The following is a 14,845-nucleotide window of genomic DNA, read 5'->3' on the forward strand; positions in this document are numbered from 1 at the left end:
CCGCGGCAGATGCCGAAGCGAGTCCTCACCGGGCGGGTTACGAGCGACAAGCAGGACAAGACCGTCACGGTCTTGGTCGAGCGTCGCGTGATGCACCCGCTCTACAAGAAGTTCATCCGGCGTTCGAAGAAGTACGCTGCGCATGACGAGACGAACCTGTGCCGCGAAGGCGACACGGTGGCGATCGAGGAGTGCCGGCCGATCTCCAAGCGCAAGTCCTGGTTGGTGGTTCAGCGCAACGGCGATGCCGTGGCGCGTCCGGCCGCCTATGAGTTGCTCGAGAATATCGAGTTGCCCGAGGACAAGTCGGCCGAGGTGACGGCATGATCCAGGTCGAATCCAACCTCGACGTGGCCGATAATTCCGGCGCGCGCCGGGTCCAGTGCATCAAGGTGCTGGGCGGCTCGAAGCGGAAAACCGCCTCGGTGGGCGACATCATCGTCGTCTCCATCAAGGACGCCATCCCCCGCGCCAAGGTGAAGAAGGGTGAAGTGCACCGCGCCGTGATCGTGCGCACCGCTTACCCGGTTCGCCGGGTGGACGGCACTGCCATCCGCTTCGACAACAACGCGGCCGTGCTGATCAACAAGCAGAACGAGCCGATCGGAACCCGTATCTTCGGTCCGGTTGTGCGTGAGCTGCGCGCCCGGCGCTACATGAAGATCATCTCCCTGGCTCCGGAGGTGCTGTGATGGCTGCGAAGATCCGTAAGGGCGATCGCGTTCAGGTCCTGACCGGCAAGGACAAGGGCAAGCGCGGCGAGGTTCTGAAGATCGTGACCGAGACCGGTCGCGCTGTCGTTCAGGGCATCAACATGGTCAAGCGCCATGCGAAGCCGCAGGGCATGAACCAGCCGGGTGGCATCCAGGAGAAGGAGGCGTCGATCGACCTCTCCAACCTGGCGCTGATCGATCCGAAGAGCGACAAGCCGACCCGCGTGGGCTTCCGCATGGACGGCGACAAGAAGGTCCGGGTGGCGAAGGCCTCCGGCGAGGTGATCGCATGAGCGACACGCAGGAGAAGGTCGCGGGCGCGAACGTTGCTGCTGAGCAGCCCCGGCTGCAGCAGGAGTACTTCGCGAGCATCCGCAAGGCCCTGATGGACGAGTTCGGCTATAAGAACCCCATGGAGGTTCCGAAGCTGGAGAAGATCGTCATCAACATGGGCGTGGGTGAGGCCGCGGGCGACCAGAAGAAGCTGGACGCCGCCGTCGCTGAGCTGACCGTCATCGCCGGCCAGAAGCCGGTGAAGACCAAGGCGAAGAAGGCGATCGCGGGCTTCAAGATCCGCGAGGGCCAGGCCATCGGCACGAAGGTGACGCTGCGGCGCGCCCGGATGTACGAGTTCCTGGACCGCCTTGTCACGATCGCGCTGCCGCGCGTTCGCGACTTCCGTGGTGTTTCGGGTAAGGGCTTCGACGGCCGTGGCAACTACGCCATGGGACTGAAGGAGCAGATCATCTTCCCCGAGATCGCCTACGACAAGGTGGACGCGATCCGCGGTATGGACATCGTCTTCGTCACGACGGCGAAGACGGACAAGGAAGCGAAGGCCCTGCTCAAGGGCTTCCAGCTTCCCTTCGTCAACTGATCTTGGAAAACCGCCCGGCCCAGCCACTGAGCTGGGGGCGGGCAGGTTCCGGAGGATACTGATCGAATGGCTAAGACTTCGTCAGTCGAGAAGAATAAGCACCGCATTCATCTCTCCAAGGCGCACGCCGCGAAGCGCGCTGCCCTGAAGAAGGTGGTGATGGATCGCGAACTGCCGGTTGAGGACCGCTTCGAGGCGACGATCAAGCTGGCGCAGCTGCCGCGCAACGGTGCGAAGAACCGCATTCGCCTGCGCTGTGAGCTGACCGGTCGTCCCCGCGGTAATTACCGTAAGTTCAAGTTGAGCCGGAACATGCTCCGGGAGCTGGCCTCGAATGGCCAGATCCCGGGTCTCGTCAAGGCCTCCTGGTAAGGTAAGGGGCCAATGCAGCTCTCCGATCCGCTGGGTGACATGCTCACCCGCATCCGCAACGGCCAACGCGCTCGTCAGGCGCGTGTCGTTTCCCCCGCATCCCGGCTCCGCTCGGACGTCCTCGACGTTCTGAAGCGCGAGGGCTACATCCGTGCCTGGCGCGCGGAGGAGCTCCGGCCCGGCATCAAGGTGCTCGACATCGAGCTCAAATATGCCGAGGGCGAGCCCGCCATTAAGGAGATCACCCGCGTGTCCAAGCCGGGCCGGCGGGTCTACTCCAAGATCAAGGAGCTGCCGAAGTTCTATAACGGGCTCGGCATCTCCATCCTCTCCACGCCTCGCGGCGTGATGAGCGACCTCGAGGCCCGCGCCGCCAATGTCGGCGGCGAGGTCCTCTGCCGCGTGTTCTGACGGAGGGCAGGGGAATGTCTCGCGTAGGCAAATATCCGGTGAAGGTGCCGTCCGGCGTCACCCTCACCATCCAGGACAACGCCGTCGTGGCGAAGGGCAAGCTCGGTGAGCTGCGCCTTCCGCTGACGGACAAGGTTGATGTCACGATCGGCGACGGCGAGGTTGCCGTGGCTCCGCGTGGTGACGACCGCGCCGCCCGCACGATGTGGGGAACCACGCGTTCCCTGATCAACGGGATGGTGGTGGGCGTCTCCACGGGCTTCTCGAAGTCCATGGAGATCACCGGTACCGGTTACCGCGCGGCGGTGCAGGGGAAGGAGCTGGTGCTCAACCTCGGCTACAGCCACGAGATCCGTTACGCGATCCCGGAGGGCATCAAGATCACGACCGAGCGTCCCACGGCCATCAAGGTCGAGGGTGCTGACAAGCAGCGCGTCGGCCAGGTCGCGGCGGAGATCCGGGCGTATCGTGGTCCTGAGCCCTATAAGGGCAAGGGCATCAAGTACGACAACGAGACCATCCTCCGGAAGGAGGGTAAGAAGAAGTAATGGCCAGCAAGCTCGCACTGACGCAGCGCCGCCGTTCGCGCACGCGCTACCAGATCAAGCTGAAGGGCGGCGGGCGCGTGCGCCTGTCCGTCCATCGCTCGGGCCGGCACATCTACGCCCAGATCATCGACGACAAGGCGGGCCGCACGCTCGCCGCGGCGTCGACCCTGGAGAAGGCCGTGCGCGAGGCCGGCAAGACCGGCGCCGACCTCGATGCGGCGACGACCATCGGCAAGCTGGTGGCCGAGCGTGCGCTCGCGGCCGGCGTGACCGAGGTGGTCTTCGACCGCGGTCCCTATCTCTACCATGGCCGGGTCAAGGCCCTGGCGGACGGCGCCCGCGAGGGCGGGCTGTCGTTCTGAGGAGCTGAGGAATGGCATACGCACCGCGTTCCAACGCGCCGCGTCCGGGTGGTGAGGGTGGCGGCGACGCCGACCGCCGCCGCGGCCGCGGCCGGCGTGACGACAACCGCGATAACCGTGGCGGTGATCGCGAGAACGACGAGTTCAAGGACAAGCTCGTCACCATCAACCGCGTCGCCAAGGTGGTGAAGGGTGGCCGTCGCTTCTCCTTCGCCGCACTGGTCGTCGTGGGCGATGAGAAGGGTCGGGTGGGCTGGGGCGCCGGCAAGGCGCGCGAGGTCCCGGAGGCGATCCGCAAGGCGACGGAGCGGGCCAAGCGCGGCCTGATCCGCGTGCCGATGCGCGAGGGTCGTACCCTGCATCACGACGTGATCGGCGAATTCGGCGCCGGCCGTGTGATTCTCCGTGCGGCTCCGGCCGGTACGGGCATCATTGCGGGCGGCCCGATGCGCGCCGTGTTCGAGGTGCTGGGCATGGGCGATGTCGTTGCCAAGTGCACCGGCACGACGAACCCGCACAACATGGTCAAGGCGACCTTCGCCGGCCTGGCCCGTTGCTCGAGCCCCCGGGCCGTGGCCGCGCGTCGTGGCAAGAAGGTGGCTGACCTCCTGCCGAGCCCGCGTGGTGGCGACGCTGCCAACGCGTCCGGCACGGCTTCGGCCACGGAGGCGGCCAATGTCTGAGTCCGTCAAGAAGACCGTGAAGGTGACCCAGACCGGGTCGCCGATCGGCCGCAAGCCCGGCCAGCGCGAGACGCTGATCGGCCTGGGCCTGAACAAGATGCACCGGTCGCGCGAGCTTGAGGATACCCCTGCCGTGCAGGGCATGATTCGCAAGGTCGCGCACCTGGTGAAGGTGGGCTGAACCATGAAGCTCAATGAACTGCGCGACAACGAGGGCGCCCGCCCGAAGTTCAAGCGCATTGGCCGGGGCATCGGCTCCGGCAAGGGCAAGACCGGTGGGCGCGGCGTCAAGGGTCAGAAGGCCCGGACCGGCGTGTCGCTGAACGGCTTCGAGGGTGGCCAGCTACCGCTGTACCGCCGTCTGCCGAAGCGCGGCTTCCATAACCTGTTCCGCAAGGAATACGCCGTCATCAATCTCGGCTCGCTGGACAAGGCGATCGAGAGCGGCGTCCTCCCGGCTGGTGAGGTGGTTGACGAAGCGGCGCTGGTCAAGGCTGGCCTGGTCCGCATCGGCAAGAAGGCGGGCGTCCGCCTCCTGGCCAAGGGCGAGATCAAGCGCGCGGTGACCGTCTCCGTGGCCGGGGCTTCGGCCGCTGCCATCGCGGCGGTTGAGGCCGCCGGCGGCAGCGTCACGGTCCGCGAGGTTGCGGCCGAGGAAGCGCCCTCCGCTTGATCGCGGTGGCTCTGACCACTACCTGACTGTTAGACTGTTCTGCGGCGCCGCGGGCTCTCCCCCGGCGCCGTAGTCGTGAGAGAGGGTCATCCCCATGGCGTCCGCCGCCGAGCAGCTCGCGGCCAATCTCAACCTCGGCGTGCTCTCCCGCGCGACCGAGCTGAAGAAGCGGCTCTGGTTCACCCTGGGTGCGTTGATCGTCTACCGCCTGGGCACCTACATCCCGGTGCCGGGGGTGGATGCGGCGGTGATGGCCGAGATCCTGTCGCAGCATGGCGGCGGCATCCTCGGCATGTTCGACATGTTCACGGGCGGTGCGCTTGGGCGGATGACCGTCTTCGCCCTGAACATCATGCCCTACATATCGGCTTCGATCATCGTGCAGCTGATGTCGGCCGCCATTCCGTCCTGGGAAGCCCTCAAGAAGGAGGGTGAATCGGGCCGGAAGAAGCTGAACCAGTACACGCGCTACCTGACCGTCCTGATTGCCTTCTTCCAGGCCTATGGCATTGCCGTCGGGCTTGAGGGCATGCGCGGGAATTTCGGTGCCGCCGTGCTGGATCCTGGCCTGTTCTTCCGCGTCTCGTGCATCACCACCCTGGTTGGTGGCACGATGTTCCTGATGTGGCTTGGCGAGCAGATCACGGCGCGCGGCGTCGGTAACGGCATCTCGTTGATCATCTTCGCGGGCATCGTCGCGAACCTGCCCCATGCGCTGATCTCCACGCTGGAACTGGGCCGGACCGGCGCCCTGTCGCCCTTCTTCATCATCTTCTTCCTGCTGATGGCCCTGGCCGTGATCGCCTTCGTGGTCTTCATCGAGCGGGCGCAGCGGAAGATCCCCGTGCAGTACCCGAAGCGCCAGGTAGGCAACCGCATGTTCGGCGGCGACTCCACGCACCTGCCGCTGAAGCTGAACACTGCCGGGGTCATCCCGCCGATCTTCGCCTCATCGCTGCTCCTGCTGCCAGCCACCTTCTCCGGCTTTGCCGCGACCCAGGGGGAGGACACCTGGATCACTCGTGCCGCCGCGCTGCTGGCGCATGGGCAGCCGCTCTATATGGGCCTTTATGTGGCCCTCATCATCTTCTTCGCGTTCTTCTACACGGCGGTCGTCTTCAACCCGCAGGAGACGGCGGACAATCTGAAGAAGTATGGCGGCTTCGTTCCCGGCATCCGCCCGGGCGCGGCCACGGCCGAGTATTTCGACCGCGTGCTGACCCGGCTGACCCTGGTCGGCGCCATCTATCTCTGCATCGTCTGCCTGATCCCGGAATTCCTGATCAGCCAGTACGGCGTGCCCTTCTACTTCGGCGGCACCAGCCTCCTCATCATCGTGTCCGTCACCATGGACACCGTGGCGCAGGTGCAGTCGCATCTCTTTGCGCATCAGTATGAGGGGCTCATCAAGAAGTCCCGTCTCGGCGGCCGCGGCCCCGGACCCAGCCCCGTCACCCCGCGCGGAGGGAGCCCCCGCCGATGAACCTGATCCTTCTGGGCCCGCCGGGAGCGGGGAAGGGGACGCAGGCGAAGGCACTGCAGGACCGGCACGGGATCGCCCAGATCTCGACCGGCGACATGCTTCGGGCGGAGGTGAAGTCGGGCTCCACGATTGGCAACGAGGCCAAGGCGATCATGGAGCGTGGCGAGCTCGTCCCAGACGCCATAATCACGGCCATGCTCGCCATGCGGGTGCAGAAGCCCGATTGCGCCAGCGGTTTTATCCTGGACGGCTTTCCCCGCACCGTGCCCCAGGCTGAAGCGCTGGACGTGATGCTGGCTGAGATGGGCCTGGCGCTGAACCACGTGATCGAGCTGAAGGTGGATGACGGGGCGCTGGTTGAGCGCATCGCCGGTCGCTTCACCTGCTCGGCCTGCGGCGCCGGCTACCATGACCGCTTCAAGCCGACCCAGGTTGCCGGCGTCTGTGATGTGTGCGGCAGCCATGAGTTCACTCGGCGGGCCGATGACAAGGCCGAGACGGTTGCGGCACGGCTCGAGGCCTACCACCGCCAGACCGCGCCGCTGCTGCCCTACTATGCGGCGCAGGGGAAGCTCCGGCACGTGGACGGGATGGCCGATATGGCCACCGTCTCCCGCCAGCTGGAAGCGATCCTCGATGGGGCTTGACTCTCCAGGGTCCAGCCCGTAAATCGCCCCTCTTCGCGGCGGGGCCCAACCCGGCCGCAATTTCGCTTGCACGGATTTGATCCTGGGCTACCCAGGATCGGTCCACCCAAGATTGGCCCGGCCGCCGCTGCGGTGGGGCCAGGATCACCTCGCCGGACGGCTCCACCGACCGGCCCGAACGGAGCGTTAGGCTCCAGGAGAGCAACGTGGCGCGCATCGCCGGCGTGAACATCCCCGACAACAAGCGCGTGCACATTTCGCTGCGCTATATCTTTGGTATTGGCCCCAAGAATGCGGCCGACATCTGCGCGAAGCTCGGCATCCCCGAGGAGCGCCGCGTGAACCAGCTCTCCGAGGACGAGCTGCTTCGCCTTCGCGAGACGCTCGATCGCGACTACCGCGTGGAGGGTGACCTCCGCCGCGAGGTGGCGATGAACATCAAGCGGCTGATGGACATGGCCTGCTACCGTGGCCTGCGTCATCGCCGGGGTCTGCCGGTGCGCGGCCAGCGCACCCACACGAACGCGCGCACCCGCAAGGGCAAGGCGGTCGCGATCGCCGGCAAGAAGAAGGTGACGAAGTAAGATGGCGCGTCAGCCGAACGCGGGCTCCCGCCCCCGCAAGAAGGAACGGAAGAACATCTCTTCCGGCGTGGCCCACGTCCTCGCCTCCTTCAACAACACGATCGTCACGATCACGGACAGCCAGGGCAACGCCATCGCTTGGTCGTCTTCGGGGTCGCAGGGCTTCAAGGGCAGCCGCAAGTCCACCCCCTACGCCGCGCAGGTCGCGGCTGAGGATGCGGGCAAGAAGGCGCGCGAGCACGGTATGGAGACGCTGGAGATCATGGTCTCCGGTCCCGGTTCGGGCCGCGAGAGCGCGCTTCGTGCCCTGCAGGCCGTCGGCTTCTACGTCACGGCGATCAAGGACGTGACGCCGATCCCGCACAATGGCTGCCGCCCTCGCAAGCGGCGCCGCGTCTGACAGGGGTATCACCACCATGAGTGGCGTGATGGATCGCAACTGGCGTTCCCTGATCAAGCCCGAGCGTCTGGACGTGGAGGGGGGCAACGACCCCTCCCGCAACGCGACCATCATCGCGGAGCCGCTGGAGCGCGGCTTCGGCATGACGCTCGGCAACGCCCTGCGCCGCGTGCTGTTGTCCTCCCTCCAGGGGGCGGCGGTGACCGCGGTGCAGATCGATGGCGCGCTGCATGAATTCAGCAGCCTGCCGGGTGTGCGCGAGGACGTGACGGACATTGTCCTGAACATCAAGCGCCTGGCAATCCGCATGCAGGGCGAGGGCAGCAAGCGCCTCTCTCTGACGGCGACCGGCCCGGGCGAGGTGACGGCTGGCCAGATCCAGGTGACCGGCGACATCGAGATCGCCAATCCGGAACTGGTCATCTGTACGCTGGATGACGGCGCGAAGCTCAATGCCGAGCTGACCGTGGCCACGGGCAAGGGCTATGTCCCGGCTTCTGAGAACCGCCCCGAGGACGCGCCGATCGGCCTGATCCCCGTGGACGCCATCTATTCTCCGGTGCGACGCGTCGCCTACCGCGTGGAGCCGACCCGCGTTGGCCAGCGCACGGACTACGACAAGCTCGTGCTCAACGTGGAGACCGACGGCACGGTTACGCCGGATGACGCGGTGGCCCTCGCCGCCCGTATCCTGCAGGATCAGCTTCAGCTCTTCATCAACTTCGACGAGCCGCGCGAGGCGCGAGCCGCCGAGGTCGAGGACGACCTGCCGTTCAACCGTAACCTGCTCCGTAAGGTGGACGAGCTCGAGCTCTCTGTCCGCTCGGCGAACTGCCTGAAGAACGACAACATCGTCTATATCGGCGATCTCGTTCAGAAGTCCGAGCAGGAGATGCTGCGCACGCCGAACTTCGGGCGCAAGTCGCTGAACGAGATCAAGGAGGTCCTCACCTCCATGGGTCTGCAGCTCGGCATGAACGTGTCCGGCTGGCCGCCGGAGAACATCGAGGACCTGGCCCGCAAGGTCGACGAGCCGTTCTAAGCGGCTGCGTAAGGAAGGACGAGTAGTCAGATGCGTCACGGGGTCTCGGGCCGGAAGCTCGGCGTTACCTCCGCCCACCGGATCTCCATGTTTCGCAACATGGCGACCAGCCTGCTCAAGCATGAGCAGATCACCACCACGCTGCCGAAGGCCAAGGAGCTGCGCCCCTATGTGGAGCGCATCATCACCCTGGGTAAGCGCGGCGACCTGCATGCCCGCCGTCAGGCGAGTGCACAGATCCGCGACGCCGCGGTGGTCCGCAAGCTGTTCGACACGCTTGCCCCGCGCTACGCGGCGCGTAGCGGCGGCTACACGCGCGTACTCCGCGCCGGCATCCGCTACGGCGATGCCGCGCAAATGGCGGTGATTGAGCTAGTCGAGCGCGATGTGGCCGCCAAGGGGCTGGACAGTGGTCCGAAGCCCGAGGTGGCGGAGGAAGAGACGGCCGAGGCGTGAACACGCCTCACCGGAAGCTTTGGCAAAGGGCGGGTGGGCAACCACTCGCCCTTCTGCTTTTGGCCGCCCTGCTCGCAGCGCCTGCTTCTGCCCAGCCTGTACCGGAACCCTCTCCGGTGATGCTGGAGGGGCAGCCCATCGCCAAGCTTGCCGCTCATCCCGACCTATCGATCGTCTTCCGCTCCGTCACGCGAGGGCGGCAGACCTATATCCTGCGCCATCTGCGCGCCGCCGGTCCCGGTAAGCTGGAGGTGGACGAGGCGCACCGCTATGTCTTCGGGTGGACTTGCGACGGCGGCGATTGCGCGCGGGAAGGGCTCTTCCTCGGCTATGACAGCCAGACGGAGCGCATGTACCTCCTGCTCCTGGACGAAGGCTATGCGAGCCTCACCGTCCCGACGCGCGGTGCGCCGTGGCCCGCGCCTCTGGCCGAGGCCGTCCTGGAGGTGAAGCCGGATCTTCGCTCCTTCCGCTCGGAGTAGCGGACACCCGTCCCTGCCGCGCAACGGAGCGCCGCTGGCCCCGTTCCAGAACCGGATCTGGAAAGGATCGCCTCGATGATGCGCTGGACTCTCGGACTCGCCGTGCTCTTCACCCTGCTGGCCCTGGTGGCGCGGGTCCTGCAGTTCGGCTTCTCGCTCGCGCTGCTGGTGGTAGCGGGGATTGCGTTGGTGGTGGCCCTCGTTGCGGGCTTGGCGTCCCGGTTGGGCGCGCGAAGTGGCCCGCCCAACCGCGTTCCCTGAGCTACTCGAGGCGGATATTGGCCTCGCGGACGAGCGTGGCCATGGTCGCGCGGCCCTCCTGCACGAAGCGCGCGAACTCCGCCGGGGAGGAGCCGACGGGCACCGCCACCAGCTGATCCAGCCGCGCCCTCGCCTCCGGCTCCGACAGCGCCGCCGTCATCGTGGCATGCAGCCGCTCCGCTATCGCGGTGGGCGTTCCGGCGGGAGCAAAGAGCGCGCACCACTCGGCGATGAGCAGCCCCGGCACGCCAGCCTCGGCGAAGGTCGGCACATCCGCGCGGGAGGGCAGCCGCGCATCAGTCGCGACCGCCAGGATCCGAGCCCGGCCCGAATCTGCGATTGGCCCGGCCGAGAGGGCGGTAATGAAGGTGCCGTCCAGCACGCCGGCCGCCAGGTCCCGCGCCGCATCCGCCCCGCCGCGATAGGCCGCATGCGTGACCTCGATTCCAGCCAGGCGCTGCAGCTGCGCCAGGGCCAGGTGGCCCGCCGTGGCATTGCCCTGCGTCCCGATGTTCAGCGTGCCCGGCCGTTGCTTCGCCAGGGCGACGAAGTCGCTGACGCTGCGCGCCGGGCTATCCGCCTTCACCGCCAGGACCTGGGGGAAGGTGGCCGCGAGCGTGATCGGCAGGAAGGCCGTCGTGTAGTCGAAGGACAGACCGCGCAGCAGGCTTGGGTTCACGATATGCGAGGACGCGTCCCAGAGCAGGGTGTGACCATCCGGTGCCGCCTGCGCGACGGCGGCACCGCCATTGGACCCGCTGCCGCCGGTGCGATTCTCCACCACGACGTTCTGCCCCAGCTTCTCCGCCATGCGCGGCGCCAGCACGCGGGCGACGCTGTCCGCGGCGCCGCCCGCGGCGAAGGCCACGATGAGGCGGATCGGCCGGTTGGGCCAGTTGCCCTGAGCTCGCAGCGCACGCGGCGCGGCCAGGGCGGCGGCGGAAACGCCCAGGAGGGCGCGGCGATGGAACATGGGACGGAATCCTCAGGCTTGGTTGCCGGGATGGAGGCTATCAGCCCGGCCGAGGTCAAGCCCGAAGCGCGCGCCGCCCCTTGCCGCGGCCAAGCCCAGCGCGCTTCATGCGCCACCCTGGATACGTCCTCGTCACGGAGCCCCGAATGCGCGTCACCGTCGTGCAGATGAACCCCGGCGCCGACAAGGCCGCCAACATCGCCCAGGCCGCGCGGCTGGCGGGCGGCGCGATCGAGTCCGACCGCCCGGACATCATTGCCTTTCCCGAGATCTGGACCTGCCTCGGCGGTGATCGCGCGACCAAGCTGGCCGCGGCCGAGATGCTGCCGGAGCCAGGCTCGAACGCGCGCGGCGGCGAGGCCTATGAGGCGCTGCGCGAGATGGCGGTGGCCAACCGCATCCATGTCCATGGCGGCAGCATCGGCGAGCGCGTCGGCGACCGCCTGCGCAACACCAGCCTCGTCTTCGGCCCGGACGGGCGGGAGATCGCCCGCTACAGCAAGATCCACCTCTTCGACATCACGGCGCCCGACGGCACTGGATACCGCGAGAGCTCGACCTATGACGGCGGCAGCGCCGTGGTCACAGCCAAGGTCGGCGACACGCAATGCGGCCTCGCGATCTGCTATGACGTTCGCTTCCCCGAGCTGTTCCTCTCTCTCCGCAAGGCCGGCGCCGAGCTGATATTCCTGCCCGCCGCCTTCACCCTGCAGACTGGCAAGGACCATTGGGAGGTGCTGATCCGCGCCCGCGCGATCGAGACCCAGTGCTGGTTCGCCGCCCCTGCCTGCTGGGGACAGCACATGGAGCCCAAGGGGCCGCGCCACACCTATGGCCATTCCCTGGTCTGCGATCCCTGGGGCCATGTCGTCGCGAAGTGCTCGGACGGCACAGGCTGGGCCACCGCCCGCGTCGGCCGGGCGGTGACGGAGCGGGTGCGGCGTGACATGCCGGTGCTGGAGCACCGGCGACTCGCATGACAGCCGCGCTCCTCGGCGGCACGCCCGATCCGGATGCCGTGCGCGAGCTTCCGGACGACCTGACCGGGCGCATCGCCTTCCATGCCGCCGCGACCGAGGAAGCCGCCGCCGCCCGCGAGCGCCTCGTGGCTCTCTATGGCGACGCACCGGTGGAGGAGGCCTCGGTAGTGGTGGCGCTCGGCGGTGACGGCGCCATGCTGGAGACGCAGCACCGCTTTCTCGGCAAGGGCCTGCCCGTCTATGGCATGAATCGCGGCAGCGTCGGCTTCCTGATGAATCCCTATCGGGAGGAGGGGCTGCCCGAGCGCCTGAAATCCGCTCAGGCCGCCTCCCTCCAGCCGCTCCGGATGCGCGCCACGAATGCCGCCGGCGAGGTGGAGGAGGCTCTGGCCATCAACGAGGTCTCGCTGCTGCGCGAGACCCGCCAGGCAGCCAAGATCCGCATCCTGGTCGATGGCAAGGTGCGGCTGCCAGAGCTGATCTGCGACGGTATCCTCGTCTCCACGCCAGCGGGCAGCACGGCCTACAACCTCTCCGCCCATGGGCCGATTATCCCGCTCGGGACCAACCTGCTGGCGATGACTCCCATCTCCGCCTTCCGCCCGCGCCGCTGGCGTGGCGCGCTGCTGCCTGGCACGGCCTCGGTGGTCTTCGAGATCCTGGAGGCCGAGAAGCGCCCCGTCGCTGCCGTCGCCGACTACACCGAAGTGCGCGACATCCGCCGCGTGGAGATTTGCGAGGACCACCGCCTGCGCCTGACCATGCTTTTCGAGCCGGATCAGGGCCTGCCGGAGCGTATTCTTGCGGAGCAGTTCACGGTCTGAGGCTCAGAGGCCAAGGAAGCCGTCCAGCGCCGCCATCACCTCCTCCGGCGCCTCCTCGGCCAGGTAATGCCCGCTGTTCACCGGCCCACCGGTGATCGGTCCGTCCGCGAAGTCGCGCCAGAGTTGGAGCGGCTGGTACCACTGGCCGATCTTCCCCTTCGAGCCCCAGAGCACCAGCATCGGGCAGCGAATCCTCTCGCCCACCATGCGGGATGTGCGGTCGTGTTCCAGGTCGAGGCCCGTGGCGGCGCGGTAGTCCTCGCAAATCGATTCCACCGTGCCGTCCAGCTTCAGCGCGGCGATGTAGTCGGCGCGGGCCTCGGGATGGAAGAAGCCGTCATCCTTCGGCTCGCGGCTGGTCTGGAGGCGGAACCAGTCCTCCACGTCCCGCTTGATCATCCGCTCCGGCAGCGGGTGCTTCTGGGCCAGGAAGAACCAGTGATAATAGCCCATGGCGAAGGCCATGTCGGTGCGCTCGAAATGCGCGAGGGTGGGCACGATATCCATCGTGCAGAGCCGCTCCACCCGCGCCGCATGGTCCAGCGCCAGCCGGTGCGCCACGCGGGCGCCGCGGTCATGGCTCACCACGCCGAAGCGCTCGAAGCCCAGCGAGGTCATCAGCGCAGCAAGGTCCGCGGCCATCTCACGCTTGGACATGGCCGCGCTGTCTGGCGAAACTGCGGGCTTGGTGCTGAAGCCATAGCCGCGGATGTCGGGGCAGATCACGGTGAAGCGCCGCGCCAGCACCGGCGCCACTTTGTGCCACATGGCATGGGTCTGCGGATTGCCGTGGAGCAGCAGCAGGGGAGGGCCCTCGCCACCTCGGCGCAGGCGCAGCGACGCCCCGTTCACCTTGCGCGTTTCGAGTGTGAAGCCATCGAAGAACATGTCGCCTCTCCCGGATCGCGTCGACCGCGCATCCTGCCTCGGGCAGCCCCGCCCGTCAGCCCTTGGGGGGCGGGCTCCGCACGCCGCGCGGCCCCGCCGAATCGGCGCCGTTCCCCCGTGCGACGATCCATGCCATCCGTCGCGAAATCCCGCGCGGCGGGAACGCAACAAAGGGAAGGGAGCCCCCATGACCAGGACCATCACACGGCGCGACGCATCCAGGCTCCTCTGCGCCTTGTCCGCCACCATCGCCATGCCCAGCCTTGCGCGCGGGCAGGTAGGCTGGGCGCCGGGCCGCCCCATCGTGCTTGTTGTCCCCTATCCGGCCGGCGGCCCCACGGACGTGCTCGCCCGCCTGGTCGCCGGGGAGATGGCGAAGGATTTCGGCTCCCCGGTGGTGGTGGAGAACATCGCGGGCGGCGGCGGGTCGATTGGCGCGCGCCGCGTCGCCACGGGGCCGGCGGATGGCACCTCCATCATGCTGGCCTCCAACCAGACCCATGCCACCAACATCTCCCTCCTGCCCGATGGCGGCGGCTATGACCCGGTGAAGGACTTTGCCCCGATCGCCGGCCTGGCGGACCTGCAGCACATCCTGGTGGTGCGCCCTGATGTGCCGGCGAACAGCGTGGCGGAACTCCTGGCCCTCGCCCGCGCCCAGCCGGGGAAGATCACCTGCGCGTCCACCGGCCAGGGCTCGGCCTCCCACCTGACGCTGGAGTTGTTCCGCGCCAGGACGGGGGTGGACATGGTGCATGTGCCCTACCGCGGCTCCTCGCCCATGCTGAACGATCTCCTGGGTGGGCATGTGCAGGTGAGCTTCGCTACCACGCCGACCATCCTGACGCAGGTGCAGTCCGGCAAGCTGCGTGCCCTGGCGGTGGCCTCGCCCAATCGCTCCCCGCATCTGCCGGAGCTGCCGACCTTGGCGCAGGCTGGGGTGCCGGGCGTCGAGGCCGATGCCTGGTTCGGCCTCTTCGCCCCCTCCGGCGTCCCCGCGCCCGCCCTGACGCGGCTGCGGGAGCTGACCCTCGCCGCCATCGCGCGCGAGCCAGTCCGCGCCCGCACCACCGAGGTCGGGATGACGGTGAACGTGCGCAACGCCGAAGCCATGGGCTTCTTCCTGAAGGAGGACATCGCTCGCTGGGCCGAGGTCATTCGCACGGCCAATGTGAAGCCGGCTTAG

General features: G+C 67.6%; 24 protein-coding genes. 22 read left to right on the forward strand and 2 right to left on the reverse strand.

Features of this window, described 5'->3' with window-relative positions; translation table 11 throughout:
* Nucleotides 1-9 precede the first annotated feature (9 nt).
* The 19 genes from rpsQ to GSE44_RS06665 all read left to right on the forward strand — a co-directional run bounded on the left by rpsQ (nt 10) and on the right by GSE44_RS06665 (nt 9,994).
* Entirely contained in the window at nt 10-327 is a 318-nt protein-coding gene (rpsQ, locus tag GSE44_RS06575) for a 30S ribosomal protein S17 (RefSeq protein WP_159348005.1), read from the forward strand.
* Entirely contained in the window at nt 324-692 is a 369-nt protein-coding gene (gene rplN, locus GSE44_RS06580; RefSeq protein ID WP_159348006.1) for a 50S ribosomal protein L14, read from the forward strand. Before rpsQ ends, rplN begins: the two co-directional genes overlap by 4 nt.
* Nucleotides 692-1,006 carry a 50S ribosomal protein L24 gene (gene rplX / locus GSE44_RS06585; protein WP_159348007.1) on the forward strand — a complete coding sequence of 105 codons (315 nt, stop codon included), beginning with the start codon at nt 692-694 and terminating at the stop codon, nt 1,004-1,006. The genes rplN and rplX overlap by 1 nt, the downstream gene beginning before the upstream one ends.
* Entirely contained in the window at nt 1,003-1,590 is a 588-nt protein-coding gene (rplE, locus tag GSE44_RS06590; protein ID WP_159348008.1) for a 50S ribosomal protein L5, read from the forward strand. Before rplX ends, rplE begins: the two co-directional genes overlap by 4 nt.
* A 66-nt stretch (nt 1,591-1,656) precedes the next feature.
* Nucleotides 1,657-1,962 carry a 30S ribosomal protein S14 gene (gene rpsN / locus GSE44_RS06595; RefSeq protein WP_159348009.1) on the forward strand — a complete coding sequence of 102 codons (306 nt, stop codon included), beginning with the start codon at nt 1,657-1,659 and terminating at the stop codon, nt 1,960-1,962.
* A gap of 12 nt (nt 1,963-1,974) precedes the next feature.
* A complete protein-coding gene (gene rpsH / locus GSE44_RS06600) occupies nt 1,975-2,373 on the forward strand; it encodes a 30S ribosomal protein S8 (protein WP_159348010.1) in 399 nt (132 codons plus the stop codon).
* Nucleotides 2,374-2,387: 14 nt separating this feature from the next.
* Nucleotides 2,388-2,921 (forward strand): 50S ribosomal protein L6, encoded by a 534-nt coding sequence (rplF, locus tag GSE44_RS06605; protein WP_159348011.1) that lies wholly within the window; start codon nt 2,388-2,390, stop codon nt 2,919-2,921.
* A complete protein-coding gene (gene rplR, locus GSE44_RS06610; RefSeq protein ID WP_159348012.1) occupies nt 2,921-3,283 on the forward strand; it encodes a 50S ribosomal protein L18 in 363 nt (120 codons plus the stop codon). The genes rplF and rplR overlap by 1 nt, the downstream gene beginning before the upstream one ends.
* Before the next feature lie 11 nt (nt 3,284-3,294).
* Nucleotides 3,295-3,966, forward strand: coding sequence for a 30S ribosomal protein S5 (rpsE, locus tag GSE44_RS06615; RefSeq protein WP_159348013.1), 672 nt, complete (start codon nt 3,295-3,297; stop codon nt 3,964-3,966).
* On the forward strand, nt 3,959-4,147 hold the full coding sequence (gene rpmD / locus GSE44_RS06620) for a 50S ribosomal protein L30 (protein WP_159348014.1): 189 nt from the start codon (nt 3,959-3,961) through the stop codon (nt 4,145-4,147). Before rpsE ends, rpmD begins: the two co-directional genes overlap by 8 nt.
* Nucleotides 4,148-4,150: 3 nt before the next feature.
* Complete coding sequence (gene rplO, locus GSE44_RS06625; RefSeq protein ID WP_159348015.1) at nt 4,151-4,639, forward strand: 50S ribosomal protein L15; 489 nt, start codon at nt 4,151-4,153, stop codon at nt 4,637-4,639.
* A 94-nt stretch (nt 4,640-4,733) separates the two neighbouring features.
* Nucleotides 4,734-6,122 carry a preprotein translocase subunit SecY gene (gene secY, locus GSE44_RS06630; RefSeq protein WP_159348016.1) on the forward strand — a complete coding sequence of 463 codons (1,389 nt, stop codon included), beginning with the start codon at nt 4,734-4,736 and terminating at the stop codon, nt 6,120-6,122.
* Nucleotides 6,119-6,769, forward strand: a complete 651-nt coding sequence (locus GSE44_RS06635; protein WP_159348017.1) for an adenylate kinase — start codon at nt 6,119-6,121, stop codon at nt 6,767-6,769. The genes secY and GSE44_RS06635 overlap by 4 nt, the downstream gene beginning before the upstream one ends.
* Before the next feature lie 206 nt (nt 6,770-6,975).
* Nucleotides 6,976-7,353, forward strand: coding sequence for a 30S ribosomal protein S13 (gene rpsM, locus GSE44_RS06640; RefSeq protein ID WP_159348018.1), 378 nt, complete (start codon nt 6,976-6,978; stop codon nt 7,351-7,353).
* Nucleotide 7,354: 1 nt separating this feature from the next.
* Complete coding sequence (gene rpsK / locus GSE44_RS06645; RefSeq protein WP_043835425.1) at nt 7,355-7,753, forward strand: 30S ribosomal protein S11; 399 nt, start codon at nt 7,355-7,357, stop codon at nt 7,751-7,753.
* Between the two features lie 16 nt (nt 7,754-7,769).
* Nucleotides 7,770-8,795 (forward strand): DNA-directed RNA polymerase subunit alpha, encoded by a 1,026-nt coding sequence (locus GSE44_RS06650; protein ID WP_159348019.1) that lies wholly within the window; start codon nt 7,770-7,772, stop codon nt 8,793-8,795.
* Between the two features lie 30 nt (nt 8,796-8,825).
* Nucleotides 8,826-9,251 carry a 50S ribosomal protein L17 gene (rplQ, locus tag GSE44_RS06655; protein WP_159348020.1) on the forward strand — a complete coding sequence of 142 codons (426 nt, stop codon included), beginning with the start codon at nt 8,826-8,828 and terminating at the stop codon, nt 9,249-9,251.
* A gap of 116 nt (nt 9,252-9,367) precedes the next feature.
* Nucleotides 9,368-9,733, forward strand: a complete 366-nt coding sequence (locus tag GSE44_RS06660; protein ID WP_159348021.1) for a hypothetical protein — start codon at nt 9,368-9,370, stop codon at nt 9,731-9,733.
* A gap of 75 nt (nt 9,734-9,808) precedes the next feature.
* Nucleotides 9,809-9,994, forward strand: a complete 186-nt coding sequence (locus tag GSE44_RS06665; protein ID WP_159348022.1) for a hypothetical protein — start codon at nt 9,809-9,811, stop codon at nt 9,992-9,994.
* 1 nt (nt 9,995) lies between these two features.
* On the opposite strand, the gene GSE44_RS06670 is transcribed toward GSE44_RS06665, so the two are convergent.
* Nucleotides 9,996-10,967: a Bug family tripartite tricarboxylate transporter substrate binding protein gene (locus GSE44_RS06670; RefSeq protein WP_159348023.1), complete on the reverse strand. Its 972-nt coding sequence runs from the start codon at nt 10,965-10,967 to the stop codon at nt 9,996-9,998.
* Between the two features lie 146 nt (nt 10,968-11,113).
* On the opposite strand from GSE44_RS06670, the gene GSE44_RS06675 reads away from it, so the two are divergent.
* Nucleotides 11,114-11,947, forward strand: a complete 834-nt coding sequence (locus tag GSE44_RS06675; protein WP_159348024.1) for a carbon-nitrogen hydrolase family protein — start codon at nt 11,114-11,116, stop codon at nt 11,945-11,947.
* Nucleotides 11,944-12,771, forward strand: a complete 828-nt coding sequence (locus tag GSE44_RS06680; RefSeq protein ID WP_159348025.1) for an NAD kinase — start codon at nt 11,944-11,946, stop codon at nt 12,769-12,771. Before GSE44_RS06675 ends, GSE44_RS06680 begins: the two co-directional genes overlap by 4 nt.
* A gap of 3 nt (nt 12,772-12,774) precedes the next feature.
* Here the strand turns inward: GSE44_RS06680 and GSE44_RS06685 are convergent, their stop codons facing one another.
* The gene (locus GSE44_RS06685) at nt 12,775-13,659 is read right to left on the reverse strand and encodes an alpha/beta fold hydrolase (protein WP_159348026.1); all 885 of its coding nucleotides are present in this window, start codon (nt 13,657-13,659) and stop codon (nt 12,775-12,777) included.
* A gap of 187 nt (nt 13,660-13,846) precedes the next feature.
* On the opposite strand from GSE44_RS06685, the gene GSE44_RS06690 reads away from it, so the two are divergent.
* Nucleotides 13,847-14,845 carry a Bug family tripartite tricarboxylate transporter substrate binding protein gene (locus tag GSE44_RS06690; RefSeq protein ID WP_159348027.1) on the forward strand — a complete coding sequence of 333 codons (999 nt, stop codon included), beginning with the start codon at nt 13,847-13,849 and terminating at the stop codon, nt 14,843-14,845.

The organism is Muricoccus harenae (genome assembly GCF_009848505.1).
Taxonomy (GTDB): Bacteria; Pseudomonadota; Alphaproteobacteria; order Acetobacterales; family Acetobacteraceae; genus Roseomonas; species Roseomonas harenae.

What these genes read in the sequence shown, in the direction of transcription:
- rpsQ (WP_159348005.1), top strand. Translation starts at nt 10, where the DNA reads ATGCCGAAGCGAGTCCTCACCGGGCGGGTTACGAGCGACAAGCAGGAC.
- rplN (WP_159348006.1), top strand. Translation starts at nt 324, where the DNA reads ATGATCCAGGTCGAATCCAACCTCGACGTGGCCGATAATTCCGGCGCG.
- rplX (WP_159348007.1), top strand. Translation starts at nt 692, where the DNA reads ATGGCTGCGAAGATCCGTAAGGGCGATCGCGTTCAGGTCCTGACCGGC.
- rplE (WP_159348008.1), top strand. Translation starts at nt 1,003, where the DNA reads ATGAGCGACACGCAGGAGAAGGTCGCGGGCGCGAACGTTGCTGCTGAG.
- rpsN (WP_159348009.1), top strand. Translation starts at nt 1,657, where the DNA reads ATGGCTAAGACTTCGTCAGTCGAGAAGAATAAGCACCGCATTCATCTC.
- rpsH (WP_159348010.1), top strand. Translation starts at nt 1,975, where the DNA reads ATGCAGCTCTCCGATCCGCTGGGTGACATGCTCACCCGCATCCGCAAC.
- rplF (WP_159348011.1), top strand. Translation starts at nt 2,388, where the DNA reads ATGTCTCGCGTAGGCAAATATCCGGTGAAGGTGCCGTCCGGCGTCACC.
- rplR (WP_159348012.1), top strand. Translation starts at nt 2,921, where the DNA reads ATGGCCAGCAAGCTCGCACTGACGCAGCGCCGCCGTTCGCGCACGCGC.
- rpsE (WP_159348013.1), top strand. Translation starts at nt 3,295, where the DNA reads ATGGCATACGCACCGCGTTCCAACGCGCCGCGTCCGGGTGGTGAGGGT.
- rpmD (WP_159348014.1), top strand. Translation starts at nt 3,959, where the DNA reads ATGTCTGAGTCCGTCAAGAAGACCGTGAAGGTGACCCAGACCGGGTCG.
- rplO (WP_159348015.1), top strand. Translation starts at nt 4,151, where the DNA reads ATGAAGCTCAATGAACTGCGCGACAACGAGGGCGCCCGCCCGAAGTTC.
- secY (WP_159348016.1), top strand. Translation starts at nt 4,734, where the DNA reads ATGGCGTCCGCCGCCGAGCAGCTCGCGGCCAATCTCAACCTCGGCGTG.
- GSE44_RS06635 (WP_159348017.1), top strand. Translation starts at nt 6,119, where the DNA reads ATGAACCTGATCCTTCTGGGCCCGCCGGGAGCGGGGAAGGGGACGCAG.
- rpsK (WP_043835425.1), top strand. Translation starts at nt 7,355, where the DNA reads ATGGCGCGTCAGCCGAACGCGGGCTCCCGCCCCCGCAAGAAGGAACGG.
- GSE44_RS06650 (WP_159348019.1), top strand. Translation starts at nt 7,770, where the DNA reads ATGAGTGGCGTGATGGATCGCAACTGGCGTTCCCTGATCAAGCCCGAG.
- rplQ (WP_159348020.1), top strand. Translation starts at nt 8,826, where the DNA reads ATGCGTCACGGGGTCTCGGGCCGGAAGCTCGGCGTTACCTCCGCCCAC.
- GSE44_RS06665 (WP_159348022.1), top strand. Translation starts at nt 9,809, where the DNA reads ATGATGCGCTGGACTCTCGGACTCGCCGTGCTCTTCACCCTGCTGGCC.
- GSE44_RS06670 (WP_159348023.1), bottom strand. Translation starts at nt 10,967, where the DNA reads ATGTTCCATCGCCGCGCCCTCCTGGGCGTTTCCGCCGCCGCCCTGGCC.
- GSE44_RS06675 (WP_159348024.1), top strand. Translation starts at nt 11,114, where the DNA reads ATGCGCGTCACCGTCGTGCAGATGAACCCCGGCGCCGACAAGGCCGCC.
- GSE44_RS06680 (WP_159348025.1), top strand. Translation starts at nt 11,944, where the DNA reads ATGACAGCCGCGCTCCTCGGCGGCACGCCCGATCCGGATGCCGTGCGC.
- GSE44_RS06685 (WP_159348026.1), bottom strand. Translation starts at nt 13,659, where the DNA reads ATGTTCTTCGATGGCTTCACACTCGAAACGCGCAAGGTGAACGGGGCG.
- GSE44_RS06690 (WP_159348027.1), top strand. Translation starts at nt 13,847, where the DNA reads ATGACCAGGACCATCACACGGCGCGACGCATCCAGGCTCCTCTGCGCC.